Genomic DNA, 12,108 nt, shown 5'->3' on the forward strand with positions numbered 1-12,108 from the left:
GAGCGTCACGCAAGACAGGTGTGACGTTCACGAAGGTGCCGGACACGAACGGAACATGAGCAACGACGAGGATTTCGCCGCTGCCTATCGCGAGCACTACTGGGCGGTCAGCCGCTACGTCGCGCGGCGGTTGGACGGGCGTACAAGTGAGGTGGAGGAAGTGGTGGCGGAGGTGTTCACGGTCGCCTGGCGCCGCCGGGCCGACCTGCCGGCGTCTCCGCTGCCCTGGCTGTACGGCGTGGCCCGCAACTGCCTGGCCAACGCGGTCCGCGGCCACGGGCGCCGCCGCCGGCTCGTCGACCGGCTCGGCAACGACGACACCGTGCACGGGCGGCACATCGCGGCGGGCCCCGACGCCGAGACGCCGGGCGGCTGGGTGCACGACGCGCTCGCCCGGCTCTCCCCGGCAGACCAGGAGGTACTGCGCCTGACGGCGTGGGAGGAACTCGGCATCGACGAGGTCGCCGTGGCCCTCGGATGCGGCAGCCGCGCCGCCTCGATGCGGCTGCACCGGGCCCGCCGTCGGCTGAGAGCCGAGATCGACCGCCTCCACCCCGCGATCGCCGCGGACGCACACCCGTCGAAATCGTCGAAGGAACACGGCCATGGCTGACGAACTGGAACTTCTGCGCCGCGCCAATCCGGTCCCGGTCGACGCCCCTCACTTCGGCGACGGGCCGCTGGACCATCACGCCGAGCAGCGGCTCAACCGGCTGCTCCACGAGCAGACCCCCGGCCCCCGCAGCCGCGCCCGGCTGGCCTGGGGCCTCGGCGCCGCGGCCGCCGTCGCCGCCCTCGCGCTGACCCTCGTGCTCGGCGGCCCGACCACGCCCCCGGCGGTCGCGGCCCCCCGCCCGCTGGTGGTGCAGGCCGACTCCACCCCCGTACCCCTTCGGCTGCTGGCCGAGCGTGCCGGGCGGGACGCGGCCGACCGTTCGCCCGGGCTGCGCAAGGGCACGCACGTCCTGTCGTGGAGCATGGGCATGTCGCAGGACAAGCCCCCGATCACACTTGCCCAGGAGCGGATCGTGCGTTGGAAGGCCGACGACACGCACACCGAACTGGTCGTGGCGACGGACCCACGGCATCCCGGTCGGCCGGTCCTGTCCGACGAGGACGGCGAGCCCAGCCTGGTCGAGGACGGTCATGTCGTCAGCAGGCAGAGCTTCGGGCCGAGTTGGAGCGACGCGCCGCCCGAGTCGCCGCCCCCGCACGACCCGACGCGGCTGCGCGCCTACTTGCAGGAGGCGGACTACCGTGACGCGTCGCTCACGACGCCCCAACTCCTCGACGCGGTCGGTGTGTTGCTCGACCACTGGACTCTCGGCGCCCAGGAGGACGCGGCGCTCGTCCGGCTCCTCGCGGATGCCGAGGGACTGCGGCCGGTCGGTGAGGTGACCGACCGTCTCGGTCGGCGCGGTCAGGCGTATGTGTACGACGGCTCCGGCGCCCGCCGGATGCTGATCATGGACCCGGCCACGGGCGCCGTCCTGGGCCTGGAGAGCACCGCCACCGTCGCCGAGCCCGAGTGGGGCCTCAAGATCGGCGACGTCATGGAGTACAACGCCTGGATGCGCTGAATCACCCTCCGAGTTGCCGGGCGGCCGCGTCCACCGTCTGCTCCAGCAGCGTCGCGATCGTCATCGGACCCACGCCGCCCGGCACCGGCGTGATCAGGCAGGCCCGTTCCACGGCGGAGTCGAAGTCGACGTCGCCGACGTTCCCGGCGTTGTACCCGGCGTCGATCACCACGGCGCCCGGCTTCACGTCCTCGCCCCGGATCAGCCGCGGCCGGCCCACGGCGGCGACCACGATGTCCGCCTCGCGGACGGCCGCGGACAGATCCCGGGTACGGGAGTGGCAGTAGGTGACGGTCGCGTCACGCGCGAGCAGCAGCATGCCCACCGGCTTGCCGAGGATCGCACTGCGACCGACGACCACCGCGCGCCGGCCCGCCGGGTCGACGTCGCCCAGGCGCACGGCATTCGTTTTCCGCGGGCCGCTTCCCGGTGGTGCTCCACCTCAGCGCCAGTCACGGCCCGCGCCCAGCGTAACCCCCTACGTTTCCTCGTCCCAGGCCTGGATCATGGTCTGGTCGACGATCTTGCCGTCCCGCAGCGACACCATCGACTCGGCGAGGACACGTACCCCGTCGGGGTACTGGCAGGACTCGCTGAAGGCGGCGCGGTCCTCCTGGATGACGCACTGTTCCAGCTTGTGCGACATTTCCCGGCCGTAGACGTCCTCGAGCATTTCGCGGATCTCGTCGCGGCCGTGCAGGACCTTGGGGTGGCTCGGTTGGGTGTTGTGGTCCACGATGCGGAGCTCGGCGTCGTCCGAGTAGAGCTGCAGAAGAGTCGACGCCGTGTGTCCTTCGATGCCCTGGCGCAGGGTTTCGGTGTCGAAGCCGGGGCGTGCGGTGGTGCCCATGGTGACCTCCTTCGAAGGGCGCGGCCCAGCGATGAGGCGGGCCGCGAGGGGCCTCTCCTACCGAGGCTCCTCCGGCCGGGCGGGCTCGGCAAGCGCAGGCCGCGCGCTGCGCCTGACATGTGAGCGACAGCAGCCGTCCGTGTCCGGCACGGCCCCGCCGCCGTTGCTGAAGGCATGAGCTCAACACGACGTGTCATCGCCGCCGTTGGTCTCGCCGTCGGGGTCACCGGCCTCGCCGCTCCCCTCGCGAACGCGGCCGACGCGGCTGCACCGGACACCGGCCAGTTGAACCCCATCGCCACGTTCGACTCGCTCGTCGTCAGCGACATCCCCGCGGAGCACAAGGACGAGATTCCGCGGATCTCGCGGCAGCCGGCCGCGCTCAACCAGGTCGATGAGCTGAACGAGCTGCACCAGGTCACCGACCTCGTCGCCCCTGTCACCGGGCTGGTGCCCGCCGTCGGCTGACCTCTCTCGCCTGCTCCCCGAGGGCCGCACGGATCTCCGGGCGGCCTCGACGCATGCCTGGGTCCCATCAGGCGGACGCGGTGTCCAGGAAGTGGAAGCCGGGCGCTGGGTGCATCAGGAAGTCGTGATGGGAGATGTTCCACGCGTAGGCGCCCGCCAGCGAGAACGCCACCCGGTCACCTGCCCGCAGCCCGGGCGAGGGCACGTGTCGGGCCAGCACGTCCTTCGGGGTGCACAGCTGTCCGGCCACGGTGATCCGGTCGCCCTCCGCCGCCGGCCGCGGCCACGGGTGCGGCCAGGTCTCCACCTCCAGCACGGAACAGGGCTGGTCGTGACCCTTCGTCGCCGGGGTCCGCAGATGGTGGGTGCCGCCCCGGACGACGGCGAACTCCTCGCCGTGGCTGTGCTTCACGTCGAGTACCTCGGTGGCGTACCAGCCGCAGTACGCCGTCAGCGCCCGCCCCGGCTCGATGCGCAGGGTGAGCTCCGGGTGCGCCTCGGTCAGCCGGGCGAGGCCGCTGCCGTACGCGGCCCAGTCGAAACGGCGCTCCGGGCGGGTGTAGTCGACGGTCATGCCGCCGCCGACGTTCACCTCGGCGAGTGGCACACCGAGTCCCGTCGCCCACGAGACGACGGTCTCGGCCACCGCCAGTTGCTCCGCGGCTTCCAGGCCGCTCGCCAAATGGGCGTGCACGCCCCGCAGTTCGAGCTGCGGGTGGGCGCCGTCGGAGAGCGCGCGGACGACCTTGACAGCCCGGGCCGGGTCCATGCCGAAGGGGGTGGGCCTGCCGCCCATCGCCAGCGAACTGTCCGCCAACGAGCCGTCCGCCACAGGCAGGTTGACGCGCGGCAGCACCGGGATCCGCCGTTTCGGCGCGACTCGCCGCGCCAACTCGGCCAGCATGCGCAGCTCGTACTCGCTCTCGACGTGGAAGCGCTCGACTCCCTGTTCCAGGGCGGCCGTGACCTCGTCCGGTGTCTTGCCGGGCCCCCCGAAGGCCAGCGGCCGGCCCGGTACCGCCTTGGTGACGTGGGCGAGTTCTCCGCCGGAGGAGACCTCGTAGCCGTCGACGTGGGGACCGAGCGCGGCGAGGATCTCCGGCTCCGGGTTGGCCTTGGCGGCGTAGTACAGCTCGACCCGCTCCGGTAGGGCGTCCCGCACGTCTGCGACGTGCGCGCGCAGAGCCGCCAAGTCGTATACGTAAGCGGGTAGTTCAGCGGAAGGCAGGGAGAGGACGCGGTCGCGGACCGCGGACGTCGGGTCGGTCATCGGGTGCCCCCGGTCGTGTCGCGCAGGATGTCCTCGGCGAGCGGGGACGGCAGCCGGACGTACCCGGCCTCGCGGTCGGCCTTGCGTTCCCAGCGGGTGAGCAGGTTGGCCTTGGCGGGCAGCGGCACCCCGGCGAGCAGGGCGGCCAGGCGCGGCGGACAGCCGCTCCGCTCGGCGTACGCCCGCAGCGTGTCCCGCAGTCGGCCCCACAGCGCGGCCTCGGCCCGCGGGTGCAGGTCGGCGAGGGCGGCGAGCAGCTCGGCGGCATGGTTGACCAGCAGGCAGTACACGACCCGGTCCCAGCCGCGCTGCGCGTCGTACGTCAGCGGCCCCGCCACCTCGGGCGGCAGCGCGGCCAGGGTGTGTGCGTGGTGCTCGGGGAGGAGCTTGGCGCCCTCCAGGTCGCGGAAGAGGACCTGGGCGGGCATGCCGTCGCCGTCGACGCAGATGAGCACGTTCTGCAGGTGCGGTTCCAGGACCAGACCGTGGTCGAAGTAGGCGGCCAGGACCGGCGGGACGAGGAGGTCGAGGTACGCCGACCACCAGGCGAGGGCCCGCTGCCGGTCCGCGCCGCCGAGGAGGCGGGAGATGTGGGCGGCGCCGGTCGGGTACTCGTCGGCGACGGCGGCGGCGAGCAGGGGAGTGGCCCCGGGCGCGAGGCGGCGCGGCAGGCCTTCGCGGACGATCACGCCGAAGCCCTCGAGGAGTGCGCGGTCCGGGGTGCCGTCGGGGCCGGGCAGGGCGAGGGTGCGGTAGGCGGGCTCGCGCAGCACGGCGCTGCCGGGGAACCGCTCGTCGAGGTCGGCGAGCGCCGGGGCCAGCGCGCGGGTGAGGGCGACCGCACCGGACAGTTCGTAACTGCTGTTCTTGCGCACGCAGTTGGTGATCCGCACGTTCAGGCTGAACTTGAGGAACGTCTCGCCGTCGTACAGGGTGCGCACGGACGCGGTGGCGGCGAAGGGCCGTCCGCCGGGTCCGAGGTCGAGGATGTCGCCGGCCGCGAGGGCCGCGCGCAGTGCCGGATGCTCGCCGAGCGTCTCGTACTGCCAGGGGTGGGCGGGCAGCAGCCGGTAGCCTTCGGGGACGTCCTCGCGCTGGTGGTCGAGCGGGGCGAGGGCCGCGGGGTCGGCGTACTCCTCGGCGATGAGGTGGTCGCGGACCGCGAGGTGCCGCAGCGGGAAGGCGGCTTTGGCCTCCGGCGCGTACGCGGACCAGGCGCGCGGGTCGCCGGTGCGGGCCTTGGGCGTGGGGTGGAAGCGGTGCCCGAACAACAGCGACTGCTCGGAGGCGAGGTAGTCCGACAGCCTGCTGTCCGGGGCCCGGTCGGACCGTACGGCGGTCAGGGTGGAAGTGATCGCCGCATGGCTGGAGGCGATCTGCTCCAGGAACTCCTCGTTGCGCACGCCGGTGCGCAGCCACAGCTCGTCATGCGTGTACCCGGCCAGGCGCCGCCAGTCCACCGCCGCCCAGCCGCCCTCGCGCTGTTCGCTCACCGGGCCGGTGAACCGGTGCGCGCCGAGCAGCGAGGTGCGGCGCAGGGCGACGCGCAGCAGAACTCCGCGGCGCGGCAGCCGCAGCAGCATCCGGCCGTCGGTGACGACGGACTGGTGTTCGGGGCCGGACACCTCGCGCAGCAGACAGTTGAGGAGGGTGTGGGCCACTACCTCGTCGGCGGTGGGCAGTTCGGCGGGGGCGATGGGGATCCCAACGGCCTCGAGCGAGGTCGAGAGCCTGGGGGAGCTGCCGGGCGAATGGGTCAGCATGGGCATCAACGGCTCCAGCGGGTGCGGAACTTCAGCGGGGGGAACGTGACAGCGAGGACGGTGACGGCGGCAGCGGCACCGCCGGTCAGCAGGGGTGCGGCCGGACTGAAGCGGGCGTTCATGCCGAACCCTCGGCCGTCAGCAGGTGGTCGGGTGCGTTGGCCTCGGCCGTCAGCAGGTAGTTGGGGCCGGTGGTGTAGTACTTGTTGATGTCGGCGGCGCCCGACCGTTCCTTGGACAGCAGCGTCCCGGCCGTGACCATCGCCTTCACCGGCAGCGTCGGCGCGTCCAGGACCCGGGCACGCAGCACGTCCCCGGCGTCCGCTGCCTCGGGTCCGAGCCGGTCGACGGCCTCCGTCAGCCGCTCCCGCACCAGCCCCAGCAGCGCGGGCAGCGGGGCGCGACCCCGCCGGGCGAGCCCGAACGCGTAGGCACCCGCGCACAGATGGACGGTGATGGTGGCGAACAGGTCGGCGACCGGCCCGTCGCCCCGGGCGAAGGCCCGTACGTCGTCGAAGCCCCACGGCCGGGGGAGTACGGCCTCCAGCCGCTCGGCGTTGATGCGGGGACCGTCGTTGTCCTTGAACAGCAGCCGCACACTGCCCGGTCGCAGCACGAGCGAGATGTTCTGCTGGTGGGACTCCAGCGCGATCCCGTACCCGAACAGTGTCGTCTGCCAGTCGAACAGCAGCCTCAGGCAGGCGTCGAGGAGGGCGAGGGGATCCCCGTCGAAGAAGCGGTCGGCGAGGTGGTCCACGACCGGCCGTCCGTCGGGGGCCTCGGCGAGAAGTGCCGCCATCGGTACGACCACCGAGTCGTCGAGCCCGGCCGGGTAGCGGCGGCACAGGACGGCGAGCAGTTCATGCCCGGCGTGCGCGTACGTCGTCTCGTCGGCGTGCAGGATGGTGTCCCGGAAGCGGGGTTCACGGGCGATCACCGCCTCCAGCAGCCGCTGCCCCGCCGCACCGTCGATGAGCGTCCCGGGCTTGATGGACCGTTTGTTGCGCAGGCCCAACGTAGCTGTGACCAGGGGCAGTTTGAGATGCAGGGCCGGGTCCGCGGCCGTCGCCACGGTACGCATCGACAGCGTCGGCACGACGTCGAGGTGGGCCCGGTCGACGAGCACCGCGCTGTCCGTGAGACCGGCGGACCGCAGCGCCTCGTCGAGATGGGTGCCGAGCGTCAACGGGTGGACCGGCAACGCCACATGCGTGCGCTGCAGCTCGGGCAGACCGAGCACCGCCGGCGTCGGCCAGACCTCCGGAAGCGTGCCCGCCAGGGTGACCGCGTCCCGGGGCACGGCGAGCCAGCGTAACGCGAACCGAGGATGGAACTCGGGTGCGTACGTGCGAAGTTGGTCGTCGGTGAGCCCGGAACGTCCGCGTGCCGTCGGGTAGACGGGGTGGTCCAGCCGGGCGGCGAGTGTGTCGTACGCCAGGCCGGCGGTCGGGCCGGTCCATCGTGCCGGGTCGTCGCCGTGTTGGGCGGTCAGCAGACCGGCCACCTCCGATCGCGTCGCCGCGTGCAGCCGTAGCGTGCTCAGGGTCTGACGGCACTCCTCGGCGAACGCCTCGAAGCCGCCCCGGTCCTCCGGCTCGGCGAGCGCGCGCAGCGCGCCGAGCACGCTGTCGTACGAGGTCAGCTCGGTGCCGTCCGACTCGCGAAGGAGGAGCGGCAGCCGCGCGGCGTACACGCTCTGGTAGCCGTCCTCGGCGACGGGCAGCAGCAGGGCATCGCCGTCCGGTGTCGGCAGCCGCAGCCAGTCGCCGTCCGGCCGGTGCGCGAGGGTGCTCCGGGTGCGCAGCCCGACCACGTCCTCGCGCAGGAGGGCGCTCAGTACACGGGTGAGCAGTTCCGCCGCGCAGGCTTCCGCGGTGTCCGTGGCGTCCGGCGAGGTCACGGGCGGATCGGGGGTGGTCGCGGCGGCCCCGGACCAATCGTGCGTCGGCGAGGTCACGGCCGGATCTCCCAGCGCCGGGCGGCCAGGAACTCGGCCGAGACGCGGTCCACCGTCGACTGGTCGGTGCCGGTGGCCCGCAGGACGCCGAGGTAGTCGCGGTTGGTGCGGTACAGCTCGTGCCGCTCGCCCACCGCGCGCAGCGGACGGTAGGTCAGATGCACGCCGTCGACGGTGAGTTCGGTGGCGGCGGGGGCGTCGACGAGGGTTCCGGCGCGGTCGGCACACGGGTACTCCAGGCGCGCGGCCCCGTCATGGCGGGCGCCCAGGTCGGCCGGGAGCGGCTCGCCGAGGTGGGTGCGCAGGACGTGCTCGAAGAGCGGCATCTCCAGCAGCCGGGCCAGCAGCAGGTCGCACTGATCGCCGATGGCGCGGTAGTTGACCTCGATGATGCGCGCTCGGCCGGCCTGCACCACGAACTCGGTGTGACAGGCGCCGAACCCGACGCCCAGCGCGTCCAGTTGCTCCAGAACCCGCGCGACGACCGGCTCGGGATGCGCCGGGACGAAGGTGAGACTCTCCTCGACGAAGTACGGCGGCGGCGACAGCTCGGTGTGGAAGCCGCCCAGGACATGCCGGGTGGTGTCGTCGCCGAGGGTCTCCAGGGTGTACAGCTCGCCGGGGAGGTACTCCTCGACGACCAGGACGGCACCCGGGCGCCGGTCCAGGATCTCCTTCGCGCGGGTGACCAGTTCCTCGGCGTTCTCGACGAGCACGACGTCCTCGCTGGCCACGCCTTCATTGGGCTTGACCACACAGGGGTACGGCGCGTCGAGCGCGGCGGCTTCGGTCAGCTCGGCCGACCACACGCAGTCCACGCCGGCCGCCGCGAGCCGGCGGCGCATCTCGGCCTTGTCCTTGGTGCGCAGGGTGGCCCGCCAGTCCTTGCCGGGAAGGCCGAAGTAGGCGGCGGCCAGGGCGGCCTGGGTCTGGAGGTGGTCGCTGTTGGTGAAGACGGCGTCGGGCCGGTGGTGCGTGGAGATCCGGGTGATCACGGCCCGGAAGTCACGGACGTCGCACCCCAGGATCTCGACGGCGGGGATCTCGGCGGCCGGATACGCGGCACGGTGCGCGTCGGGCTGGTCGGTGAGGACGGTGACGTCCAGGCCCAGCCGGGCGGCGGCGGGCAGGAAGCCCTCGGTGACCGAGTCGGTCGGGTTGAGGGCGAGCAGGTACAGGCGCATGGCGTAAGGACACTTCCGGCGGTGAGTGGGAGGTGGGGGCGGGTCGCGTACGTGCCTGCGACCCGTCCCGAGAACAGCGGGCGTTCTCGACTGACCGTGGCGTCGCCGTGACGTGCGGTTTTCTCGATCGCGCACGGCAACCCCTTTGATCACCTCACCAAGATCCTACAGGTAAGGTAAGCCTTCCCTATTTGGATTCAGCCCCATTTCCCTGCTCTGGAGGGCCGATGTCCGTGACCCTGCACACCTCGCCGGACGGTGCCGTCGCCCATGCCCTCGCCGACGTCTACCGGCGTCTGACCGACGTCTGCGAAGCGCTCGACGTGCGGGTCGCGGAGCCGGGCGACGGAGCAGCTCGACCGAGCCCGACCGCAGCGGAGCTGACATCGGATCAGTCGGTGCTGGACGCCTTCGTCGACGCCGAGGCCGCCCGGATCGAGGACCGCTACGGCTTGGTCCCGCGACGGCATGTCGCCGCATCCCGCGCCCTGCACGACTACGCCTGGTCCGTCGGGTTGCTCATCGGCGGCGCCTGGTACCTCGAACGGCGGGTGCCCCGGATCCGGCCCGAGGATCTCCGGCTGGACCTCGCCTCCGGTACGTACGTGATCACCCCGGGCACCGACCTCGCCTGTCTCCCCGGCGACCCCGTGGCCGCACTGCCGGGCGTGCTGACGCTCGCTCAGGAGGAGCAGTTGCGGGCGGCGTTGAGGATGGCGGTCGCCGACCACATGCGTCCGCTGCTGGCCGCGATCGGCCCGACCGTACGACGCGGGGCTCGCACCCTGTGGGGCATGGTCTGCGACGACCTGGTCTCCGGGATCTGGCATCTGGGCCGGATGCTCGGCCAGGAGGGCGCCGCCCTGCGGGCCGCCACCGAGGTCCTGCCGGCCCCCGTACCGCCGTACCCGTCGGGCGCCGACTTCCGGTACCTGGTGGGCGACGACGGCCGACGCCACGCCACGCGCACCCGCGCCGGCTGCTGCATGTTCTACGCGATCCGGCCGGCCGAGGCCTGCGTCACCTGCCCCCGCACCGGCGACGCGGAACGGCTGCGCCGACTCGCTAACTGAGAAACCGGACGGCTCACCCGGCCGTGGCCAGGAACTGCGTGGCGGCCAGCTCCGCGTACAGCGGATCGGCGGCGACCAGTTCACGATGGGTGCCCACGGCCCGTACCCGCCCCGCGTCCATCACGACGATCCGGTCGGCCATCGTCACCGTCGACAGCCGGTGCGCGACCACGAGCACCGTGGTCGTACGGGCGACATCCGCGACCGTGTCCCGCAGCGCCGCCTCGTTCACCGCGTCCAGCTGCGAGGTGGCCTCGTCGAGAAGGAGCAGCCGGGGGCGGCGCAGCAGGGCGCGGGCGATGGCGACCCGCTGGCGCTCGCCGCCCGACAGCCTGGTCCCGCGATGGCCGACGAGCGTGTCCAGGCCGGCGGGCAGGCGGGCGACCAGGCCGTCGAGCCGGGTCGTCTTCACCACCCGCGTGACGGCGTCCTCGTCCGCGTCCGGGTTGCCCAGCAGCAGGTTGTCCCGCAGCGAACCCGACAGGACGGGGGCGTCCTGCTCCACATAGCCGATGGCGGAACGGAGCCGCGGCAGATCCCAGTCCGCGAGGTCCCGGCCGTCGAGCGTCACGGTCCCGGACTCCGGATCGTAGAACCGCTCGATGAGCGAGAAGACGGTGGTCTTGCCCGCCCCGGACGGCCCGACGAAGGCCGTCATGCCCTGCGCGGGCACGTCGAACGTCACCCCGTGATGCACGTACGGCAGGTCCTCGGCGTACCGGAAACGGACGTCCTCGAACGCGACGGACGCCGGCTGCGAGCCCGCGGACGGCAGCGGTGCGGGGGCCGCCGCCGGTTCGGCGGGCAGCAGCATCGCCTCCTGGATGCGGGTGAGGGCCGCGGCGCCCGTCTGGTACTGCGTGATCGCGCCGACGACCTGCTGGATCGGCGACATGAGGTAGAACACGAACAACAGGAACGCCACCAGTGTGCCCACGTCGATCGCCCCGGTCGCCACCCGCGCCCCACCGGCCGCGAGCACCGTGATGAACGCGATCTGCATGGCCAGCCCCGCCGTGTTGCCCGCCGCCGCGGACCACTTGGCGGCCCGCACACTCTGCCGCCACGACTCCTCGGCCGCCGCGTGCAGCGTGCGCTCCTCCCGGTGTTCGGCGCCGGACGCCTTCACCGTGCGCAGCGCGCCGAGTGTCCGCTCCAGCGAGGCACCCATCACGCCGACCGCGTCCTGCGCCTGCCGGCTCGCCCGGTTGATGTGCGGCACGATCACCCCGAGGACCGTGCCCGCGCCCGCGATCACCGCCATCGTGACCCCGAGCAGCACCGGATCCACCAGGCCCATCATGACCACCGTCGCCACGAGCGTGAGCCCGCCGGTGCCGAGGCCCACCAGCGAATCGGTGGTGACCTCCCGCAGCAGCGTGGTGTCCGAGGTGATCCTGGCCATCAGGTCGCCCGGCTCACTGCGGTCCACGGCCGTGATCCGCAACCGCAGCAGATACGACGACAAGCTGCGCCGCGCGCCGAGCACCACCGACTCGGCGGTGCGCCGCAACACGAACGAACCCAGCGCCCCCAGCGCCGCGTTGGCGATCACCAGCGCCGACATGAGGACCAACCAGCCGGTGATGGCGCGGTCGTGCGACAGGTCGTCGATCAACTCCCGTGCCACCAGCGGCAGCATCAGTCCCGTGCCCCCCGTGACGAGCGAGAGCACCGCGCCCGCCAGCAGCGCCCACCGGTGCGGCCGTACATATCCGAGGATCAGCCGCCACGCGGGCGGTCCGGTCTCGGTCTCTGCGTTGCTCACGGGGCTCCTTCATGCCTGCGGAGCGTTCAGGCTACGTCGGCGCCAGTCCGGGGTGCCCGCCGGTTTCGGGCGGCCGACATCCGGGGCGTCGCCTCGCCCCGACGCCCGCAGCGGCCCGCACGGCGATGATGCCGTCCCGTTACTGATCAGTCCGACGTAGGGTCGGGGCAGGGACGGACACGAGCCGAGGGAAGG

The 12,108-nt window shown here is 72.6% G+C and carries 10 protein-coding genes, 1 pseudogene and 1 riboswitch; of the genes and pseudogenes, 4 read left to right on the forward strand and 7 right to left on the reverse strand.

Annotation, left to right across the window (positions count from 1 at the left end):
• Positions 1-55: 55 nt before the first annotated feature.
• Entirely contained in the window at positions 56-613 is a 558-nt protein-coding gene (locus ACFYO2_RS23375; protein WP_388352190.1) for an RNA polymerase sigma factor, read from the forward strand.
• A complete protein-coding gene (locus ACFYO2_RS23380; protein WP_388352193.1) occupies positions 606-1,580 on the forward strand; it encodes a CU044_5270 family protein in 975 nt (324 codons plus the stop codon). Before ACFYO2_RS23375 ends, ACFYO2_RS23380 begins: the two co-directional genes overlap by 8 nt.
• 1 nt (position 1,581) lies before the next feature.
• Here ACFYO2_RS23380 and ACFYO2_RS23385 read toward each other — a convergent pair.
• Positions 1,582-1,968: pseudogene (locus tag ACFYO2_RS23385) on the reverse strand (bifunctional 5,10-methylene-tetrahydrofolate dehydrogenase/5,10-methylene-tetrahydrofolate cyclohydrolase); the annotation flags it as partial.
• Positions 1,962-2,046, reverse strand: a riboswitch (ZMP/ZTP riboswitch). Its footprint overlaps the pseudogene before it by 7 nt.
• 12 nt (positions 2,047-2,058) lie before the next feature.
• Entirely contained in the window at positions 2,059-2,430 is a 372-nt protein-coding gene (locus ACFYO2_RS23390; protein WP_388352196.1) for a nuclear transport factor 2 family protein, read from the reverse strand.
• A gap of 174 nt (positions 2,431-2,604) precedes the next feature.
• Between ACFYO2_RS23390 and ACFYO2_RS23395 the strand changes: the two genes are divergently transcribed.
• Complete coding sequence (locus ACFYO2_RS23395) at positions 2,605-2,898, forward strand: hypothetical protein (RefSeq protein WP_388352199.1); 294 nt, start codon at positions 2,605-2,607, stop codon at positions 2,896-2,898.
• A 67-nt stretch (positions 2,899-2,965) separates the two neighbouring features.
• On the opposite strand, the gene ACFYO2_RS23400 is transcribed toward ACFYO2_RS23395, so the two are convergent.
• The 4 genes from ACFYO2_RS23400 to ACFYO2_RS23415 all read right to left on the reverse strand — a co-directional run bounded on the left by ACFYO2_RS23400 (position 2,966) and on the right by ACFYO2_RS23415 (position 9,072).
• On the reverse strand, positions 2,966-4,168 hold the full coding sequence (locus ACFYO2_RS23400) for a type III PLP-dependent enzyme (RefSeq protein WP_388352202.1): 1,203 nt from the start codon (positions 4,166-4,168) through the stop codon (positions 2,966-2,968).
• Positions 4,165-5,937, reverse strand: a complete 1,773-nt coding sequence (locus tag ACFYO2_RS23405) for an IucA/IucC family protein (RefSeq protein ID WP_388352204.1) — start codon at positions 5,935-5,937, stop codon at positions 4,165-4,167. The genes ACFYO2_RS23400 and ACFYO2_RS23405 overlap by 4 nt, the downstream gene beginning before the upstream one ends.
• A 112-nt stretch (positions 5,938-6,049) precedes the next feature.
• Positions 6,050-7,831, reverse strand: coding sequence for an IucA/IucC family protein (locus ACFYO2_RS23410; RefSeq protein WP_388352775.1), 1,782 nt, complete (start codon positions 7,829-7,831; stop codon positions 6,050-6,052).
• A 53-nt stretch (positions 7,832-7,884) separates the two neighbouring features.
• Entirely contained in the window at positions 7,885-9,072 is a 1,188-nt protein-coding gene (locus tag ACFYO2_RS23415) for an acetyl-CoA carboxylase biotin carboxylase subunit family protein (protein ID WP_388352207.1), read from the reverse strand.
• A gap of 227 nt (positions 9,073-9,299) precedes the next feature.
• Between ACFYO2_RS23415 and ACFYO2_RS23420 the strand changes: the two genes are divergently transcribed.
• Positions 9,300-10,145 (forward strand): (2Fe-2S)-binding protein, encoded by an 846-nt coding sequence (locus tag ACFYO2_RS23420; protein ID WP_388352210.1) that lies wholly within the window; start codon positions 9,300-9,302, stop codon positions 10,143-10,145.
• Positions 10,146-10,158: 13 nt separating this feature from the next.
• Here the strand turns inward: ACFYO2_RS23420 and ACFYO2_RS23425 are convergent, their stop codons facing one another.
• Positions 10,159-11,913, reverse strand: a complete 1,755-nt coding sequence (locus tag ACFYO2_RS23425) for an ABC transporter ATP-binding protein (protein ID WP_388352213.1) — start codon at positions 11,911-11,913, stop codon at positions 10,159-10,161.
• Positions 11,914-12,108: the final 195 nt, after the last annotated feature.

This window comes from Streptomyces sp. NPDC006602 (assembly GCF_042870385.1).
GTDB lineage: Bacteria > Actinomycetota > Actinomycetes > Streptomycetales > Streptomycetaceae > Streptomyces.